At 71.9% G+C, this 17699-nt stretch carries 15 protein-coding genes; 9 read left to right on the top strand and 6 right to left on the bottom strand.

The window, feature by feature from the left end; translation table 11 throughout:
* Positions 1-127 precede the first annotated feature (127 nt).
* The gene (gene hemB, locus ACFV88_RS28905) at positions 128-1123 is read left to right on the top strand and encodes a porphobilinogen synthase (protein WP_385494904.1); all 996 of its coding nucleotides are present in this window, start codon (positions 128-130) and stop codon (positions 1121-1123) included.
* 70 nt (positions 1124-1193) lie between these two features.
* Here the strand turns inward: hemB and ACFV88_RS28910 are convergent, their stop codons facing one another.
* From ACFV88_RS28910 to ACFV88_RS28925, 4 genes are all read right to left on the bottom strand, one after another.
* Positions 1194-1967 (bottom strand): glycosyltransferase family 2 protein, encoded by a 774-nt coding sequence (locus ACFV88_RS28910; protein ID WP_385494905.1) that lies wholly within the window; start codon positions 1965-1967, stop codon positions 1194-1196.
* A 471-nt stretch (positions 1968-2438) separates the two neighbouring features.
* Entirely contained in the window at positions 2439-3332 is an 894-nt protein-coding gene (locus ACFV88_RS28915; RefSeq protein WP_385494907.1) for an NAD(P)-dependent oxidoreductase, read from the bottom strand.
* An 86-nt stretch (positions 3333-3418) separates the two neighbouring features.
* Positions 3419-4801, bottom strand: a complete 1383-nt coding sequence (locus tag ACFV88_RS28920; RefSeq protein ID WP_385494908.1) for a sensor histidine kinase — start codon at positions 4799-4801, stop codon at positions 3419-3421.
* A complete protein-coding gene (locus ACFV88_RS28925; protein ID WP_385494909.1) occupies positions 4798-5454 on the bottom strand; it encodes a response regulator transcription factor in 657 nt (218 codons plus the stop codon). The genes ACFV88_RS28920 and ACFV88_RS28925 overlap by 4 nt, the downstream gene beginning before the upstream one ends.
* A 277-nt stretch (positions 5455-5731) precedes the next feature.
* Here ACFV88_RS28925 and ACFV88_RS28930 point away from each other — a divergent pair, with 277 nt between their 5' ends.
* From ACFV88_RS28930 to ACFV88_RS28960, 7 genes are all read left to right on the top strand, one after another.
* Entirely contained in the window at positions 5732-6268 is a 537-nt protein-coding gene (locus ACFV88_RS28930) for a hypothetical protein (RefSeq protein ID WP_385494910.1), read from the top strand.
* A gap of 38 nt (positions 6269-6306) precedes the next feature.
* On the top strand, positions 6307-7485 hold the full coding sequence (locus tag ACFV88_RS28935; protein ID WP_385494911.1) for a peptidoglycan-binding protein: 1179 nt from the start codon (positions 6307-6309) through the stop codon (positions 7483-7485).
* Positions 7482-8180: an ABC transporter ATP-binding protein gene (locus ACFV88_RS28940; protein WP_385494913.1), complete on the top strand. Its 699-nt coding sequence runs from the start codon at positions 7482-7484 to the stop codon at positions 8178-8180. The genes ACFV88_RS28935 and ACFV88_RS28940 overlap by 4 nt, the downstream gene beginning before the upstream one ends.
* Positions 8181-8269: 89 nt before the next feature.
* Positions 8270-9460: an ABC transporter permease gene (locus ACFV88_RS28945; RefSeq protein ID WP_385495017.1), complete on the top strand. Its 1191-nt coding sequence runs from the start codon at positions 8270-8272 to the stop codon at positions 9458-9460.
* A 219-nt stretch (positions 9461-9679) separates the two neighbouring features.
* Positions 9680-10579 carry a DUF3592 domain-containing protein gene (locus tag ACFV88_RS28950; protein ID WP_385494914.1) on the top strand — a complete coding sequence of 300 codons (900 nt, stop codon included), beginning with the start codon at positions 9680-9682 and terminating at the stop codon, positions 10577-10579.
* 176 nt (positions 10580-10755) lie between these two features.
* Positions 10756-11505: a hypothetical protein gene (locus tag ACFV88_RS28955; RefSeq protein ID WP_385494915.1), complete on the top strand. Its 750-nt coding sequence runs from the start codon at positions 10756-10758 to the stop codon at positions 11503-11505.
* Between the two features lie 151 nt (positions 11506-11656).
* Positions 11657-12868 (top strand): PLP-dependent aminotransferase family protein, encoded by a 1212-nt coding sequence (locus ACFV88_RS28960; protein ID WP_385494916.1) that lies wholly within the window; start codon positions 11657-11659, stop codon positions 12866-12868.
* Here the strand turns inward: ACFV88_RS28960 and ACFV88_RS28965 are convergent.
* Entirely contained in the window at positions 12852-13337 is a 486-nt protein-coding gene (locus tag ACFV88_RS28965; protein ID WP_385494918.1) for a beta-class carbonic anhydrase, read from the bottom strand. The two genes, ACFV88_RS28960 and ACFV88_RS28965, sit on opposite strands and share 17 nt — an antisense overlap.
* Positions 13338-13826: 489 nt before the next feature.
* Positions 13827-15608, bottom strand: a complete 1782-nt coding sequence (gene argS, locus ACFV88_RS28970) for an arginine--tRNA ligase (protein ID WP_385494920.1) — start codon at positions 15606-15608, stop codon at positions 13827-13829.
* A 272-nt stretch (positions 15609-15880) separates the two neighbouring features.
* Here argS and lysS point away from each other — a divergent pair, with 272 nt between their 5' ends.
* Complete coding sequence (lysS, locus tag ACFV88_RS28975; RefSeq protein ID WP_385494921.1) at positions 15881-17614, top strand: lysine--tRNA ligase; 1734 nt, start codon at positions 15881-15883, stop codon at positions 17612-17614.
* Positions 17615-17699: the final 85 nt, after the last annotated feature.

The raw sequence follows: 17699 nt of genomic DNA on the forward strand, positions 1-17699 counted from the left end.
CCCGGCCCGCCCCAGCGGCGGTCGCCGGGCCCGTCGGCCGTGGCGGGGGCGGACCGCGTTCGACCGGGGCCGATCCGGGACCCGGGGCACACGCCCCGGGCCGTGACGGTACGGAGCTGGTGTTGTCGTGAGTGAGTACGGTTCTTTCCCCGGGGTGCGTCCCCGGCGGCTGCGGTCGACCGCGGTGATGCGCCGGATGGTCGCCGAGACCCGGTTGGACCCCGCGGACCTGGTCCTGCCCGCGTTCGTGCGGGAGGGCGTCAACGAGCCGGTGGCGATCCGGTCGATGCCCGGGGTGTACCAGCACACCCTGGACAGCCTGCGCAAGGCCGCGGTGGACGCGGTGGGGGCCGGGGTGTCCGGGATCATGCTGTTCGGGGTGCCCGAGGAGGGCAAGAAGGACGCGCTGGGGACCCCGGGGACCGACCCGGACGGCATCCTCCAGATGGCGCTGCGCGCCGTGCGCTCCGAGGTCGGGGACGACCTGCTCGTGATGTCGGACCTGTGTCTGGACGAGGTCACCGACCACGGTCACTGCGGGGTGCTCGACGCGCAGGGCCGGGTCGACAACGACGCGACGTTGGAGCGCTACGCCGAGATGGCGCAGGTGCAGGCGGACGCGGGGGCCCACGTGGTGGGGCCCAGCGGGATGATGGACGGTCAGGTCGGGGTGGTCCGCGATGCGCTCGACCAGATCGACCGGGACGACGTGGCGGTCCTCGCGTACACGGCGAAGTACGCGTCCGCGTTCTACGGTCCGTTCCGGGAGGCCGTCGGTTCCTCGCTCACCGGTGACCGCAAGACGTACCAGCAGGACCCGGCGAACGTCCGTGAGTCGATGCGGGAGTTGGCGCTGGACCTGGCGGAGGGCGCGGACCTGGTGATGGTCAAGCCGGCGGGTCCGTACCTGGACGTGTTGGCGCGGGTCGCGGGCGCGGTGGACGTGCCGGTGGCCGCGTACCAGATCTCCGGTGAGTACGCGATGATCGAGGCGGCGGCGGAGAAGGGGTGGATCGACCGGGAGCGGGCGATCCTGGAGTCGCTGCTCGGCATCAAGCGGGCCGGCGCGAGCGTGATCCTCACGTACTGGGCCACGGAGGTGGCGCGGGGGTTGCGGGGCTGAGGTCGCGCGGGGCGCTGACCTGGCGGGGCCGGCCGTCTCGTAGGCGGCGCGGGCGGATGGCGGCCGGGTCCTAGATGCGTGACTTCCGCAGTGAGTGCCACACCGCTCCGGCCAGCGCCTGCGTCGACCGCGGAACCGACAGTTGTTCGTGTTCGCGGTACAACGACCAGTTGTACGGGACGAGTGACAGCTTGTTCGAGGACAGCGATCCCGCGCGGTGGGACCTGTACACCGCCAGCGGCTCGGGAAGGCCCCTGGCGTCGATGCCGTCACGCATGATGGACAGCCACAGGGCGTAGTCCTGTCGCTTGGGCATCTCCGGCATCAGCCGCGTGCCGAGGACGGTGCGGTCGTACATGGCGGTCAGCGCACCGATGTGGTCCTGGACCAGCATCGCGCGGTAGTCCACGTGCTCTCGTGCCCGGACCACGCGCCCGTTCGGGGCGAAATCGACACTCTCACCGTCATGCTCGGCGTCCATCTTGTAGTAGGAGGTGAACGTCAAAGGCGTATCGGCAGTCGCCGCGAAGGTGACTTGCCGTTCGATCTTCTCCGGAAGCCACATGTCGTCACTGTCGAGGAAGGCGATGTAGTCCCCCCGGGCCCGGGTGATGGCGAGGTTGCGGGCCCGGCCCGCACCACCGCGTTCGGGTGCCGATTCCGGGAGGACGCGTTCGTCCTGTCGAGCGAAATCCCTGAGCAGGTCCATGGAGTCGTCGGAGGACTTGTCGTCGGTGGCCAGAACTTCCAGATCGCTGTGGGTCTGCGTGAGTACCGACCGGATCGCAGCGCCGAGAGTGACTGCCGAGTTGTACACGGGCATCACGACAGAGACCAGGGGCACGGCTCTTCTCCTCGCTCGGCCGAAGACGGCAGTCCATTCAAGCAGTGGATGACATCCGCACGGACGCAGGCCTGGTCCGAGTGGAGGCGTCGGCGTCGGGGCCGCCCCACCCGTTCGGAAACGGGTCGGGCCCGGCGGCACCGTGGTGCTGCCGGGCCCGACCCGTGTGGGGGGATCAGGTTGCTGTCCTCGGGCAGGTCCCCGCTCGCCGAGTCGTAGCTGGGGGCGGGCCTGTCCTTGGTGCTGGCGGTGCGCACGACCGTGTAGTTCGTCCGGGCGAGGTGGCCGGTGATGTGCTGGCCGTTCACATGGGCCTTGATGGTCGGCCCGTAATGGCTGGTTCCGTAGGTGAATGAGGTCTCTGCTGGAACAGGAAGAGTGGAGCACCGTACGGCTCTGTATCGCTACGCGGTGAATTGTTGTTGACGTATTCGCGCCCGCTTCCTCGGAATTCGTTTGTCGTTGGGGTAGTTACTTTCGGACGAGTTCCGCGAGGCGGGACAGTCCGTCGGCGCCGTGGCCCTCCTCGACGGAGCGCTTGAGGAGGGCGGCCAGGGGTTCGAAGAGCTCGGTGCTGACGCCCTGGGCGCGGTAGAGGTCCATGAGGTTGTCGAAGGCGGGTGCCTGCATGCCGAGGCTGGCGACGTCGGTGAGGTGGTCACCGGAGTCGAGGGCCTGGGTGTAGTCGGCGACGAGGCCCTGGGTCATCGCGATGACCCAGCTCTCCAGCAGGGGGCCGAACTCGGCCGCGGGGACGTCCGCCGAGCGCATCACGGCGAACGCCTGGCTGATGCCCGTGATCATGCCGTACATGCCGGTGAGCAGGGAAATGTCGTACAGGGCGGCGAATCCGGGGTCGGTGCCGGTCCAGCGGGTGCCGCCGAGCGCGGCCAGGGTGGCGCGGTGCGTCTCGTAGGCCTGCTCGTCGCCGCTGTAGAGGACGTATCCGGCGGGCGTGGCGATCAACTGGGGGACGGCCATGATGCCGCCGTCGAGGTAGGCGGCGCCCTGTGCCTCGACCCAGGCGGCGAGGGTGCGGGCCTGGTCGGGGGTGCCGTTGGTGAGGTTGGCGAGGACGCGGCCGGCGAGGGAGCCGGCGATCGGCTCCAGGAGTTCGCTGACGTTGTCGTAGGTGGTGAGGCACAGGATGGTCAGGTCGCTGGCGGCTATTGCCGCGGCCGGGGAATCCGCGGGAATCGCTCCCTGCGCGGCGAGGATTCCGACCTTCGCCTGACTTCGGTTCCACACCGTCACTTGGTGGCCCGCCTTGAGGAGGGCGGCGGCGAGGGCCGATCCCATCAAGCCAAGTCCGATAACGGAAACTCGGGCGGGAGCGGAAGCGGGGGTGGCGGTGAACTCGGACATCGTGGAATTCCTCTGAAAGCGCGTCGACTTGTGGTTGGCTAAATTCTCTTCCAGGGAGTGGGAGCCCACAAGTACTGACTTCTTCGTTAGATACCCACCGAATGGTCAGTGTCGAGGTCCGCGAACCCGTCGGATTCTTCGGCGGCCGGGAGGGTCACCGTGATCGTCAGGCCGCCGCCCTCGCGGGGTCGGGCGGTGACCCCGCCGTCGTGCGCGTGGGCGATCGACCGGACGATGGACAGCCCGAGCCCCGCGCCCTTCGCACTGACGAGTCGTTCGGCGCCCCGGCGGCGGAACGGTTCGAACAGGGTCGGGACCTCGTACGCGGGGATCACGGGGCCCGTGTTGCTGACGGTCACCTGGACGTTGCCGGGTTCGGCGGCGTCGGGGCCGGTGGTGATCTCCAGCCGCCCGCCGGGCCCGTGGTTGTGGCGCACCGCGTTCTCCACCAGGTTGTGCACCAGGCGCTCCAGGAGCAGTGCGTCCCCCGTGGTGAGGGCTTCCCGGGTGGTGTGCTCGACGGTGACCTCCGCCGCCGCGGCCTCCGCAGTGCTTTGGGCGACGACGTGTTCCACCACGTCCGCGAGGTCCACGGGGGCCCGTTCGGTGATCGCGTTCTCGGAGGACGCGAGCATCAGCAGTCCGTTGATGAGCCGTTCGTGCCGGACGTTGATCGCCAGGAGGTTCTCGCCCAACTGCTGGACGTCCTCGGAGGCGTCCCGTCGGTGCATCGCCACTTCGACCAGGGCCCGGCCCAGGGTCAGTGGGGTGCGCAGTTCGTGGGAGGCGTTCGCGACGAAGCGGCGCTGTCCGTCGAAGGACCGGTCGAGGCGTTCCACCATGGTGTCGAAGGTGTCCGCGAGGTCCTTCACCTCGTCGTCGGGGCCGTGCAGCGCGATGCGTTCGTGCAGGCCCCGGTCGGCGGCGGGCGCCACGGCGATCCGCCGGGCGGTGTCGGTGACCCGGCGCAGCGGGGTCAGTACCCGGCCCGTGACGAGCCAGCCGAGGCCGGCCGCCGCCCCGCCGACCACGACCAGGGCGATGCTGCTCTGGGTGAGCAGGGCCGTCCTGGCGGCCGACCGCAGCCGTTTCTGTTCGTCGGAGAGGAACTCCGCGGCGGCTGCCTGGCCCTGGAGGACCGCACCGTTCTTCATCAGGTAGACCCGGGTGCGGGCGGTGTGGTCCGGCATGGGCCCGTCGGGACCGGTGACGGAGCCGCTGACGGTGACGGAGTTCGGGTCGGGCATCAGCTTGGGCCCGGTCTCAGCGGCCCGCTGGTTGAACAGGACGTTGGTGACGGTCAGCAGGACCAGTCCGGCGACCAGGAACAGTCCCCCGTACAGGAGGGTGAGCCGGGCCCGCAGGGTCAGGCGGCGCGGGGCCAGCCGGCGGGGCAGCAGCCGCAGGGCGCGGCGGGTGCGGTCGGGGCGGGGGCTGCGGGGGGCGCGACGGCCACGGGTGGCGGTCACGGGATGCGGTAGCCGACGCCGGTGACCGTTTCGACGGCCGGGGGCGCGTCGAGTTTGCGGCGGAGCTTGAGGATGGTCAGTCGCACCACCCCGGAGAACGGGTCGGCGTGTTCGTCCCATGCCTTCTCCAACAGGGTCTCCGCCGATACGGGTGCCCCGTCGGCGCGCAGCAGCTCCGCCAGGACGGCGAACTCCTTGGGGGACAGCGGTACGTACCGTCCGTCGCGGTACACCTCGCGGCGGGCGGGGTCCAGGGTGATGCCGGAGCGGCGCAGTACGGGTGGTGCGGCGGGGCGGGAGCGGCGGCCCAGCGAGTGGACGCGGGCGGCTAGTTCCGGGAACGCGAACGGCTTCGTCAGATAGTCGTCCGCGCCCAGGGACAGCCCGGCCACCCGGTCGGCGACCTGGGCCGCCGCCGTCAGCATCAGCACGCGAGCGGCGGCGCCCCAGCCGACCAGCTCGCGGCACACCTCGTCGCCGTGGACGGCCGGGATGTCCCGGTCGAGGACGACCACGTCGTAGGCGTGGACCGTCAGCCGCTCCAGGGCCGCCGCTCCGTCGTACGCGATGTCGACCGCGTGGGTCTCCCCGCGCAGCCATTCCGCGATGGCGTCCGCGAGCAGGGGTTCGTCCTCCACCACGAGTACCCGCATGCCGTGTCCTCCGCCGTTCCTCGCCGTCCGTGGTCCGCCCGGGGTCTCGTCCGCGGCGGGGTGGGGGCGGGCCGGTGCGGGCCCGCCGTCAGGACATCGTCCCGGCTGCCGTGTTTCTTCCCCGTTAACCATCAAACGACTTGTATCTGCGGCGGGTTGACGGAAACACCGGAGAAACAGTCGATGGCGTTCCCTCGGTGCCACGGGGCGGCCCGCCGGGGCGATGTGCTGACGGCGGGCCCGCCGCGTGGACCAGACGACCAGAGGAGACGACACGATGCGATCCAGGACGCGGGGCGCGCTGGCTGCGGTGCCCGTGGCCCTCGCCCTGCTGCTCACCGGGTGTGGGGGCGGCGGCAGCGGCGACAAGGTTGCTTCGGCGGACGGCGGGAAGTCGAAGGAGCCCGGTGCCGCCGAGAGCCTGAGCCCTGAGCAGCGGGCCCTGAAGTTGACCGAGTGCCTGCGCAAGAACGGCCTCGACGTCGAGGACCCGAGGCCCGACGGCGGAGTGCTGATCGGCGGGGGCAGCAACAAGAAGACCGACCGGGCGAAGGCCGACAAGGCGATGGCCGCCTGCCGCAAGTGGGCTCCGCAGGGCCTGGCGAAGAACGGCGACCCCAAGGCGATGAACGGGATGCGCGACTACGCCAAGTGCATGCGTGAGAACGGGGTGGACGAGTTCCCCGACCCGGAGAAGGGGGCGATGCGGTTGGACCGGAGCATCGCCGAGGACCCTGACTTCGAGGCGGCCGACAAGGAGTGCAAGTCCAAGCTGGGCAAGGGCGGCGGACTGACGCGTCAGGGCAAGGGCTGATGGCGGGGGACGGGCGGCCGGTGGCCGATCGACCTGCTGTGACCGAACCGACCGCTGCCGCTCCCGCGGAGGGGACCGCCGCGGAGGAGGTGCGCGAGGAGCCCGAGAACGCCTCGGCGGCCGGGCCCCGGGTGGCCCGCCGCAAGCGGCGGACCCGCCGCGGCGGCTTGATCGCCGGGATCGCGGTGCTGGTCGCGGGCGGGGCCGTGGCGGCGGCAACGCTCGGACTGGGCGGGGCGGACGCGGAGACCCGTGACGACTCCGCGCTGCCGCCGAAGACCGCCGAGGTGGACCGTCGGGACCTGAAGGACGCGCAGAGCGAGGACGGTTCGCTGGGCTTCGGCGCCTCCCGGACGGCCACTGCGCGGGTCGGCGGGACGTTGACCGACGTGCCGAAGGCCGGTGCGACCGTCAAGCGGGGCGGGGCGCTGTACGAGGTGGACGGCGCGCCGGTGACGTTGCTGTACGGGTCGAAGCCCGCGTACCGGGCGTTGCGTTCGGGCGTGGAGGGCGAGGACGTGCGGCAGTTGGAGCGCAACCTCGTGGCGCTCGGGTACGGCGGCGGGTTCACCGTCGACGACGAGTTCAGCGACAAGACCGCCGCGGCCGTCAAGGAGTGGCAGGAGGACCTGGGGGTGAAGGAGACCGGGATCGTGGACCTGGGGCGGGTCGTGTTCGCCTCCGGTCAGGTCCGGGTGGACAGTGTCGATTCGGAGGAGGGCGCCGCGCTCACCCCCGGCGGGAAGGTCCTCACGTACACCGGCATCGCCAAGGCCGTCACCGTCGAACTCGACCCGTCCGACCAGGAGTTGGCGAAGGAGGGCACCAAGGTCGACGTGGTGCTGCCGGACGACACCGTCGCCAAGGGCGTGGTGGACGAGGTCAGCACGGTCATCACTCCCGGTACCGACGGCGAGGACGCCCAGACCACCGTCGAGGTCGTCATCGGTCTGTCCGAGGCCAAGGGCCGCAAGGCCGCCGACCGTTACGTGCTGGCCGCGGTCGACGTGGAGTTCTCCTCCGGCACCCGCAAGGACGTGCTCACCGTCCCGGTCGCCGCGCTGCTGGCCCTCTCGGAGGGCGGCTTCGGCGTCGAGGTCGTGGAGGGCGGCACCTCCCGCTACGTGGCGGTGGAACCGGGACTCTTCGCCGACGGCCGGGTCGAGATCACCGGCGAGGGCCTCACCGAGGGCACGAAGGTGGGGATTCCGGAGTGATCGAGCTGGATCGGGTGACCCGGACCTACCCCGGCGGGGTACGCGCGCTGGACGGGGTGTCCCTGTACGTCGCCCCGGGGGAACTCGTCGCCATCGTCGGCCCGTCGGGCTCCGGGAAGTCGACCATGCTGAATCTGCTCGGCACCCTGGACCGGCCCACCTCCGGGCACGTCCACATCGACGGCTACGCGGTCGGGGAACTGAACGACGCGCAGTTGTCGGCGCTGCGGGCGTCCCGGATCGGGTTCGTGTTCCAGAGCTTCCACCTGGCGGCCGGGACCACCGCCCTGGACAACGTCGCCGACGGGTTGCTGTACACCGGTCTGCGGTCCGGGCAGCGGCGCCGCCGGGCCGCGGAGGTGCTGGAGCGGGTCGGCCTCGGCCACCGGCTCGACCACGAGCCCCAGGAACTGTCCGGGGGCGAGCGGCAGCGGGTCGCGATCGCGCGGGCCGTCGCCGGGGAGCCCGCGCTGCTGCTCGCCGACGAGCCGACGGGCGCCCTCGACTCCCAGTCGGGCGCCGGGGTGATGGACCTGTTGTGGGAGCTGAACGCCGCCGGGACCACCGTCGTCGTGATCACGCACGAGCGGGAGATCGCCGAGTCGCTGCCCCGGCAGGTGCGGATGCGGGACGGTCGGATGGTCGCGGACGAGGTCCGTGCCGTCGCGCCGGGCCGGGACGGGGCGCTGCTGTGAGCGCGGGTTCCGCGACGAGGGCTGCCGCGGGCAACGGCACCGGGCGGCGTGCCCGGCGTCCGGACGGCGGCGCCGGGGCCCGGCCGCGGTTGAAGCCCGCGCGGCTGTCCGCGGGGGACGTGCTGAAGGTCGGCGCGGTGGGGCTGCGCACCCGTCCGCTGCGGGCGTTCCTGTCCGCGCTGGGCATCGCGATCGGCATCGCCGCGATGGTGGGCGTGGTCGGCATCTCGTCCTCCTCGCGCGCCGGACTCGACCGCACCCTGGACGCGTTGGGCACCAATCTGCTCACCGTCAGCCCCGGCAACACGATGATGGGCAAGCAGGCCACGCTGCCGCTGACGGCGGAGCGCATGGTGGCGCGGATCGCTCCGGTGGAGTCGGTCTCGGCGATCGGGGAGGTCGCGGACGCCAATGTGTACCGCAACGACCGCATCCCCAAGGCGGAGACCAACGGCATCTCGGTCTTCGCGGCGCGCCAGGACCTGCGGACCGCCGTCGGTGCGGGGCTGCGCTCCGGGTCCTGGCTGAACGGGGCGACCGGGCGTTATCCGGCGGTCGTCCTCGGCTCGGACGCGGCGGACCGGCTCGGCATCGGGAAGGTCGACCCGGACACCCGGGTCCTCATCGGCAAGCGCTGGTTCACGGTCGTCGGGGTCCTCGAAGAGTCTCCGCTCGCACCGGAGTTGGACGTCGCGGCGCTGGTCGGATGGAAGGGGGCGACCTCGTACCTCGGGTTCGACGGGCATGCCACCACCATCTACACGCGGTCGAAGGAGTCGGCGGTGCCCCAGGTGCAGTCGGTGCTCGGTGCGACCGCCAACCCGGAGCAGCCCGACGAGGTCAACGTGTCGCGGCCCTCCGACGCGCTGACCGCGCAGAAGGCCGCCGGCGAGGCGTTCACCGGGCTGCTGCTCGGACTCGGCGGAGTGGCGCTGCTGGTCGGCGGGGTCGGCGTGGCCAACACCATGGTGATCTCGGTGCTGGAGCGGCGGGCCGAGATCGGTCTGCGGCGCTCGCTGGGCGCGACGCGGGGGCAGATCCGCACGCAGTTCCTCGCGGAGTCGCTGTTGCTGTCGGCGCTCGGCGGGCTGGGCGGGGCCGTCCTCGGCTCCGGGGTGACCACCGGGTTCGCGGTCTACCAGGGTTGGCCGACGGTCGTTCCGCTGTGGGCGGTCGCCGGCGGCGTGGGGGCGACGCTGGTCATCGGGGGGATCGCGGGCCTCTACCCGGCGGTGCGGGCTTCGCGGCTGGCGCCGACGGAGGCGCTGGCGGCGACCTGAGGTGACGGGTCGCCGGCCGGCGACGGAGCGGGGCGGGAGGGCGCCCGGGGCGACCCGGGTGACGGTACGGCGGGGGATGCCGGACCGGTGGGCCCTCCCGCCCCGTTCCGCTGCTCGGGCCGTGGGTCGGGGGGGGTGTACACGGGGCCGCGTCGCCCGTGATCCTGGGGCGACGGCGCCCGGTGGGGCGTACCGCCGGGCGAGGTCGGGGAGTGGTCGATGAGTACGGTCGATCCGGTCGCCGTACGGCGCGAGCAGGCGCGGCGGTCGGCCGCGCCGGGCCGTGAGGGGGCGCCGCTGGGGTTCGGGACGTGGGCGGCCCTCGCGGGGTACGGGGGGCTGTGGGCGCTGTGCGGGTTCGGGGCGGCCGATGCGGCGTCCTACCCGGTGGCGTCGGCGTACCTCACCGAGGACCGGTACCCGGTGAACGACACCCCCGCGTTCCTGTGGGCCCTCTTCGGCGGGCTGATCGCGGCGCTGGTGCTGGGCCCGTCCGGCCGGGGCCGGTGCACCGCGCGCCGCGCAACGCACTACGGCCCGTTGTACGCCGCCGGGTTCGCCCATCTGGGCGGCGCTGCGGGACTGCTGTACGGGGCCCGTCAGCGGTGGGTGCGACCGCCCCGGGAGGGGGAGTTCGTCGATGCCGCGGGGGTGGTCGTCGGGTCCTGGGGCGGCGGGCCGTGGATCGTCTGGACCGCGCAGTGGTGGGTGCCCGCGCTGCTCCTGGTGGTGTTGGTGTTGCGGTGGGTGCGCGCGGTGCGGGGGCACCGGGCGCGTCAGCGGCGCGAGGCCCGCGCGTGGGAGGTCATCCGTACCGGGCGTCGGGTGTCCGGCGAGGTGACCGACGTGTCGGGGACGGGAGTGGAACGCGACGGAAGACCGCAGCTGGACGTCGTCGTCCGGTTAACCGACCAGGAGGGCAGGGGGCGTTGGGTGACCAAACGGGCGCATTTCGGTGCCGACGCTGACGGCGGGCGGTTGCCCCGGGCGGGGGACCGGGCCGTGGTGTGGTTCGATCCGCTGGCCCCCGGTGACCAGCGGGCGATCCCAGTCGCGCTGTGCGACCGGAGGGGCGATGTGGAGGAGTCGTTGCGGCGGGGCGAACTCCCGTACCTGTGAGGCGGGTCCGGATCTCCGGGGTCGGCGGGCCGCCGCGATGACGGACGGGTCGGAGTCGGCCACCGCGCGTGAACGGGACGGAGGCATGGTGGATTTGACGGGGCGTCGGGCCGGTTAATGTCTGGGCTGTGGTGGTCGGCGGTGATCACCCGTGGCCTGGGCGAAATGGACTCTCCATGACCGATCTGTTCACCGTGTCCGTCGACGGCGTCGAGGGGCCGGCCTTCCGCGGGCGGATACACATCCTCGGCGCCGACGCCGTCCGGGTGCCCCGCGAGAACTCCTTCCCCGTAGCGCTGTTGGCCGATGCGTGGGCCCGGTTGGACCGCGGTCGATTGGGCGACGAGGAGGAGGCGGTGACGCGTCCCGTCGACCGGTACCCGTTCTCCGCGGAGCGCGGACGTCAGATCGCGGCGGGCATGCGGCTCGCCGGGGAGTTCCACGATCTGCACGCCTGCCTCGCCGGGCGGCTGCTGCGGGTGACGGACGAGGGCTTCCTGCTGTCCGACGACGGCAGCACCCTCCTCGAACCCCGGCGCCGGGCCACCGAGGTGTACGACCTGGGGGGTTCCGGGCGCGATGACGTCTCCCCGTACGTCCGCACCCTCAGGGACACCGACGAACTCGCCCGTCGGGCCGCCGCCATCGTCGCCGGGTACGAGATCGGGCCGCTGCGCAACGTGCCGTTGTGGAGCGAGGTGGCCGCCGTCGAGCCCGACGAGTGGGAGCCGGGCCTGGAGGAGATGGCGACCTGGACGGAGCCCGCCGATCTCGACTACTGGCGCACCTGGCGGCTGTTGGACGGCCGTCCCTTCGAGGAGCAGCCGTACGCGGAGGTCGTCGTCAAGGTCACCGACGCCGGGTACCTGGAGCACCTCACGGACGGCATGCGCTGGTCGACGGCCCGGACCGGCGCGGTGGGGTGAGACGGCGCCGGCCTCGTGGCACGGTGCGGGCCCGCCGGACGGCCGGGCCCGCTGTCCGGATCGCGGAACGGTGGGTGTACACGGCATGCGTCTCGCTAGGGTGCGGCCACAGCCGCCGGGCCCGGTCGGGCCCCGTCCTCCAGGAGTCCTTGTGAGCACTGTCGTGGCCCCTCCTCCGTTCGCCGCCCGCGCCACTGCCGTGGGCGGGTCGCCGGTCCGGGACATCCTGTCCGTCGTGGGCCGCCCCGGGATGATCAACTTCGCGGGTGGGCTGCCCGCGCCCGAACTGTTCGACGCCGCGGGGGTCGCCGCCGCCTTCCGGGACGTGCTGGAGGGCACCCCCGCACAGGCGCTCCAGTACGCCACCACCGAGGGCGAACCCGTCCTGCGCGAGGCGCTGGCCCGGCGGACCGCCGACCGAGGGCTGCCCACCGACGCCGATGACGTCCTCGTCACCACCGGGTCGCAGCAGGCGCTGTCCCTGCTGGCGCAGGCGCTCGTCGACCCCGGTGACACCGTCCTGGTGGAGCGGCCCTGCTACCTCGCGGCGATACAGGCGTTCTCCTTCGCCGGCGCCCGGGTCGTCGCCGTGCCGGGGGACGCCGACGGGGTGGACCCCGAGGAGCTGGACCGGCTCACCGTCCAGCTGCGGCCCAAGCTGTTCTACTCGGTGCCGACCTTCCAGAACCCCACCGGGAGGACCGTGCCGCTGGAACGGCGCATCGCCGTCGCGGAGGTGGCCGCGCGCCGCGGACTGTGGCTGGTGGAGGACGACCCGTACGGGGAGCTGCGGTTCGAGGGGCGGCGGGTGCCCTGGATCGCCTCGCTCGACGGCGCCCGTGACCGAACCGCGCTGCTCGGCAGTTTCTCCAAGGTGATGGCGCCGGGGCTCCGGCTCGGTTGGCTGCGGGCGCCCGCAGCACTGCTGCGCGCCTGCGCGGTCGCCAAGCAGGCCGCCGACCTGCACACGCCGACCGTCAACCAGCTCGCCGCCGCCCGCTACCTCGCCGACCGGGACCTCGACGCCCATGTGCGGACCGTGGCCGCCGCGTACGGGCAGCGCCGGGACGCGCTGCTCGCGGGGCTCGCCGACGCCCTGCCCCCGGGGTCGACGTGGACCCGTCCGGAGGGCGGCATGTTCGTGTGGGCCCGGCTGCCCGACGGCCACGACACCGGGGCGCTGCTGCGGGAGGCGGTCGCCGAGGGCGTGGCCTACGTGCCCGGGGCGCCCTTCCACTGCGACGCCCCGGACCCGGCGACCCTGCGCCTGTGCTTCGTCACCCACACCCCGGACGAGATCCGGCTCGGCCTGGAACGCCTCGCCCGGGTGCTGCGGAATCCGGCGGTCACTTCACCTCGTTGAGGTTCCCCGTCGCCACGTCGAACACGAATCCGCGAATGCGCGTGTACGGGACGAAGGGGCTCGTCTCGATGCGACGGATCGATTGCCGGACGTCGTCGTCCAGGCTCTTGAAGGATTCCGGCGACCAGGCCGGACGGATCAGTGTTTCCTCTTCGATCTCGTGTTTGAATTCATCGTCGGTGAAGGTGAGCATTCCGCAATCCGTGTGGTGGATGAGCATGACGGTGCGGGTGCCGAGCAGGCGCTGACTGATCACCAGGGAACGGATCACGTCCTCGGTGATCACGCCGCCCGCGTTGCGGATGACGTGCGCGTCTCCCGGGCGCAGGCCCAGGATCGAGAAGATGTCCATGCGCGCGTCCATGCACGCGACGACGGCGAGCCGCCTTTTCGGGGGGAGGGAGAGCGGTCCGGAGAACGTCGTCGCGAACGTCGCGTTGTTCTCCAGGAACTCATCGGTCACTGACATGTTCAGGACCTCGCATTCGTATGAAGATCGGCGCCCGTGTCCGTACGGTCGGACGCCGTACCGCTATGGCGGGGAAACAGTAGCGGCGCATTGCACACGCGCCAGGAATTCCGTCAACAGAGAAACAAGAAAGCAACGCCCCAGAAACACCCACACACCACCCGCCTCGCCCCCCGATAGGGGCGCGGGGAACTGCGCAACACCGAGTCGCACCCGCACACGCCGTCCGGGACGTGCCCCGATAGGGGCGCGGGGAACTGCGCAACACCAGGTCGCACCCGCACGTGACCGCACACCCCGTCCGGGACGCACCTGAAAGGGGCGCGAGGAACTGCGCGCCCAGCCCCGACGCACCCGGACCGGGCCACGCACCCGCACCGGGCCACGCACCCGCACCGGGCCACGCACCCGGACGGGTACCGCACAGGAACGGGGGCGCAGCCGCACACGGCCACGCCCCCGTACACCCCGACGGGCGAACGCCCGAACTCAGAGCCGTTCAGGCGTCCTGATGCCCAACAGATCCATACCCCGGCGCAGGGTCGCCGCGGTGACCTCGCACAGGAACAGCCGGTTCTCGCGCTGCTCGTCCGTGTCCGCCTTCAGCACCGAGCACTTGTCGTAGAACGTGGTGAACAGCGAGGCCACCTGGTACAGGTACGCGGTCACCTTGTGCGGTGCGTACTCGGTCGCCGCCTCCGCGACCGTGTCGCCGAACCGGTCCAGATGCAGGCCCAGCGCCCGCTCGGCGTCTTCGAGCGCCAGCTCCGGGTGGGCCACCGCCCGCGCCTCGCCCGCCTTGCGCAGGATGGAGCGGATGCGGGCGTACGCGTACTGGAGGTACACGCTGGTGTCGCCGTGCAGCGACACCATCTGGTCCAGGTCGAACTTGTAGTCACGGCTCGCGGACGTCGACAGGTCCGCGTACTTCACCGCGCCGATGCCGACCTGGGTGCCCCGCTGGACGATCTCCTCCTCGGTCAGCTGCCCCAGGTGGTCCTTCTCCCGGACGACCGCCGTGGCCCGCTGCACCGCCTCGTCCAGCAGGTCCTCCAGCCGCACCGTCTCGCCCTCACGGGTCTTGAACGGCTTGCCGTCGGCGCCGAGCACCGTGCCGAACGCCAACTGCACGGCCCGGACCTCGTCGTTCAGCCAGCCCGCGCGACGGGCCGTCTCGAAGACCATCCGGAAGTGCAGTGCCTGGCGTGCGTCCACCACGTACAGCAGGGTGGACGCCTTCAGGTGGAAGACCCGGTCACGGATCGCCGACAGGTCGGTGGCCGCGTAGCCGTAGCCGCCGTCGGACTTGCGGACGATCAGCGGCGTCGGATTGCCGTCGGCGCCCAGGACGTCGTCGAAGAACACGCACAGCGCGCCCTCCGAGCGGACCGCCACGCCCGACTCCTCCAACAGCCGGCAGGTCTCCTCCAGCATGTCGTTGTAGCCGGACTCGCCGACCACGTCCGGGTCGCGGACCTCCATGTCCAGCTTGTCGAAGACCGAGTGGAAGTAGACCTTCGACTCGTCGACGAACCGCTGCCACAGCTCACGGGTGAGCGGATCGCCGGACTGGAGCGCCACCACCCGGCGGCGGGCCCGCGCCTTGAAGTCCTCGTCCGCGTCGAACAGCGTCCGCGCCGCCTTGTAGAGGCGGTTCAGGTTCGACATGGCGGTGGTGCCCTCGGCGGCGGCGCCGTCGTCGTCCTGCTCCCGGTCCAGCTCGTGCGGGTGGTCGATCAGGTACTCGATGAGCATCCCGAACTGGGTGCCCCAGTCGCCGATGTGGTGCCGGCGCACGACCGTCTCGCCCGCGAACTCCATCAGCCGGACCACGGCGTCGCCGATCACCGCCGACCGCAGGTGCCCGACGTGCATCTCCTTGGCCACGTTCGGCTGCGCGTAGTCGACGACCGTGGTGCCCGGGTCCGTGGCGAGCGGCACGCCGAGGCGGCCCTCCCCGTCGGCGAGCCGCGCGGCCAGGTTCTCGGTGATCGCCCGGTCCGTGACCGTGATGTTGAGGAAGCCGGGGCCCGACACCTCGATCTCGCCGATCACCCCGCCGGCGGGGAGGGCGTCGGTGACCTTGCCGGCCAGCTCGCGCGGGTTGGCCTTCGTCTTCTTCGCCAGGGCCAGGATGCCGTTGGCCTGGAAGTCGGCCCGGTCGCTTCGTCGCAGCAGCGGGTCCGCGGCGCCGGCCTCCGGCAGGGCTGCCTGGAGGGCCGTCGCGAGGCGCTGGTGGACGGAAGCGGAAAGGGACGTGACCGAGGCCATGGGTGAGTGCCGTTCTGCTCGGGTTCCGGAGCTGTCTGAGGTGGTTCCGGGGCCGCTCCCGTCCGCCCGCGCTCACCGCGACCGCACGGAGGGCCCGCACCGAAGTATCCCACGCGCCCCGCGCCCACTGATAAGGCGTTTTCGCCCATGCGGGGGGAACTGGGAGAATGGCACGGACGGCCCGCGCACGCCCGTGCGGGGCGGTCGGCTGAGGACGGAGCGCTCCCGGGCGCCGCCACAGGCAACCACTGGGAACACTGGGAAAGAAGGACGTGCCGATCGTGGCTCAGAGCAACGAGACCACCGACTGGGTCTCCCGTTTCGCGGACGAGGTCATCGAGGAGTCGGAGCGCCGCGCCCCCGGGAAACCCGTCGTCGTCGCGTCCGGCCTGTCGCCGTCCGGCCCGATCCACCTCGGCAACCTGCGCGAGGTCATGACCCCGCACCTGGTCGCGGACGAGATCCGCCGCCGGGGCCGCGAGGTCCGCCACGTGCTGTCGTGGGACGACTACGACCGCTACCGCAAGGTGCCCGCGGGCATCGACGGGGTGGACGGCTCCTGGGCCGAGCACATCGGCAAGCCGCTGACCTCGGTGCCCGCCCCGGCGGGCTCCGCGCACCCGAACTGGGCCGAGCACTTCAAGGCCGCCATGACCGGGGCGCTCGCCGACCTCGGCGTCGAGTACGACGGCATCAGCCAGACCGAGCAGTACACCGCGGGCACCTACCGCGAGCAGGTGCTGCACGCCGTGCGGCACCGCGGCGACATCGACGCCATCCTCGCCCAGTACCGCACCAAGAAGGGTGCGCCCAAGAAGCAGCAGAAGCCGCTGGACGAGGCCGAGATCGAGGCCGCCGAGGGCTCCGGCGCAGCCGCCGAGGACGACGGGTCCTCCGGCGCCACCGGGTACTTCCCGTACAAGCCGTACTGCGGCGGCTGCGAGAAGGACCTCACCACCATCACCGCGTACGACGACGACACCACCGAGCTCTCCTACACCTGCGCGGGCTGCGGCTTCACGGAGACTGTGCGGCTGAACGAGTTCAACCGCGGCAAGCTGGTGTGGAAGGTCGACTGGCCGATGCGCTGGGCCTACGAGGGCGTGATCTTCGAGCCCTCCGGCGTGGACCACTCGTCGCCCGGCTCGTCGTTCCAGGTCGGCGGGCAGATCGTCGGGCCCATCTTCGGCGGGAAGCAGCCGATCGGACCGATGTACGCGTTCGTCGGGATCTCCGGCATGGCGAAGATGTCGTCCAGCAAGGGCGGGGTGCCCACCCCGGCCGATGCGCTGGAGATCATGGAGCCCCAGCTGCTGCGCTGGTTGTACGCACGGCGGCGGCCCAACCAGTCGTTCAAGATCGCGTTCGACCAGGAGATCCAGCGGCTCTACGACGAGTGGGACAAGCTCGGCGCGAAGGTCGCCGACGGGTCGGTGCTGCCCGCCGACGCCGCCGCGCACGCCCGCGCCGTGGGCACCGCAGCGGGCCCGCTGCCGGCGACCCCGCGCCCCCTGCCCTACCGCACCCTCGCGTCCGTCGCCGACATCACCGGCGGCCACGCGGACCAGGCGCTGCGCATCCTCGGCGAGCTGGACCCGCAGAGCCCGCTGACCTCGCTGGACGAGGTCCGGCCGCGGCTCGACCGGGCCGAGGCGTGGATCCTGCGGTACGTGCCCGCCGACGCCCGGACGGTGGTCCGGGCCGACGCCGACGCCGAGCTGCTGTCCTCGCTCGACGACCGGGGCCGCGACTCGCTGCGGCTGCTGCTCGACGGACTGGACGACCACTGGTCGCTCGACGGACTGACCACGCTGGTCTACGGGGTGCCCAAGGTCCTCGCCGGACTGGAGCCGGACGCCAAGCCGACGGCCGAGCTGAAGGTCGCCCAGCGCGAGTTCTTCGTGCTGCTCTACCGGCTGCTCGTCGGACGGGACACCGGTCCGCGGCTGCCCACCCTGCTGCTCGCGGTGGGCGCCGACCGGGTGCGCAAGCTGCTCGGCGGCTGACACCCGGACATCCAGGACGACCAGGGAGCCCCCGGCGACGCACGCGCCGGGGGCTCCCTGCATCTTTGGATGTAGTCCCGGTTCC

The organism is Streptomyces sp. NPDC059816, from assembly GCF_042732055.1.
GTDB lineage: Bacteria > Actinomycetota > Actinomycetes > Streptomycetales > Streptomycetaceae > Streptomyces.

What these genes read in the sequence shown, in the direction of transcription:
- ACFV88_RS28915 (WP_385494907.1), bottom strand. Translation starts at nt 3,332, where the DNA reads ATGTCCGAGTTCACCGCCACCCCCGCTTCCGCTCCCGCCCGAGTTTCC.
- ACFV88_RS28925 (WP_385494909.1), bottom strand. Translation starts at nt 5,454, where the DNA reads ATGCGGGTACTCGTGGTGGAGGACGAACCCCTGCTCGCGGACGCCATC.
- ACFV88_RS28930 (WP_385494910.1), top strand. Translation starts at nt 5,732, where the DNA reads ATGCGATCCAGGACGCGGGGCGCGCTGGCTGCGGTGCCCGTGGCCCTC.
- ACFV88_RS28950 (WP_385494914.1), top strand. Translation starts at nt 9,680, where the DNA reads ATGAGTACGGTCGATCCGGTCGCCGTACGGCGCGAGCAGGCGCGGCGG.
- ACFV88_RS28955 (WP_385494915.1), top strand. Translation starts at nt 10,756, where the DNA reads ATGACCGATCTGTTCACCGTGTCCGTCGACGGCGTCGAGGGGCCGGCC.
- ACFV88_RS28965 (WP_385494918.1), bottom strand. Translation starts at nt 13,337, where the DNA reads ATGTCAGTGACCGATGAGTTCCTGGAGAACAACGCGACGTTCGCGACG.
- argS (WP_385494920.1), bottom strand. Translation starts at nt 15,608, where the DNA reads ATGGCCTCGGTCACGTCCCTTTCCGCTTCCGTCCACCAGCGCCTCGCG.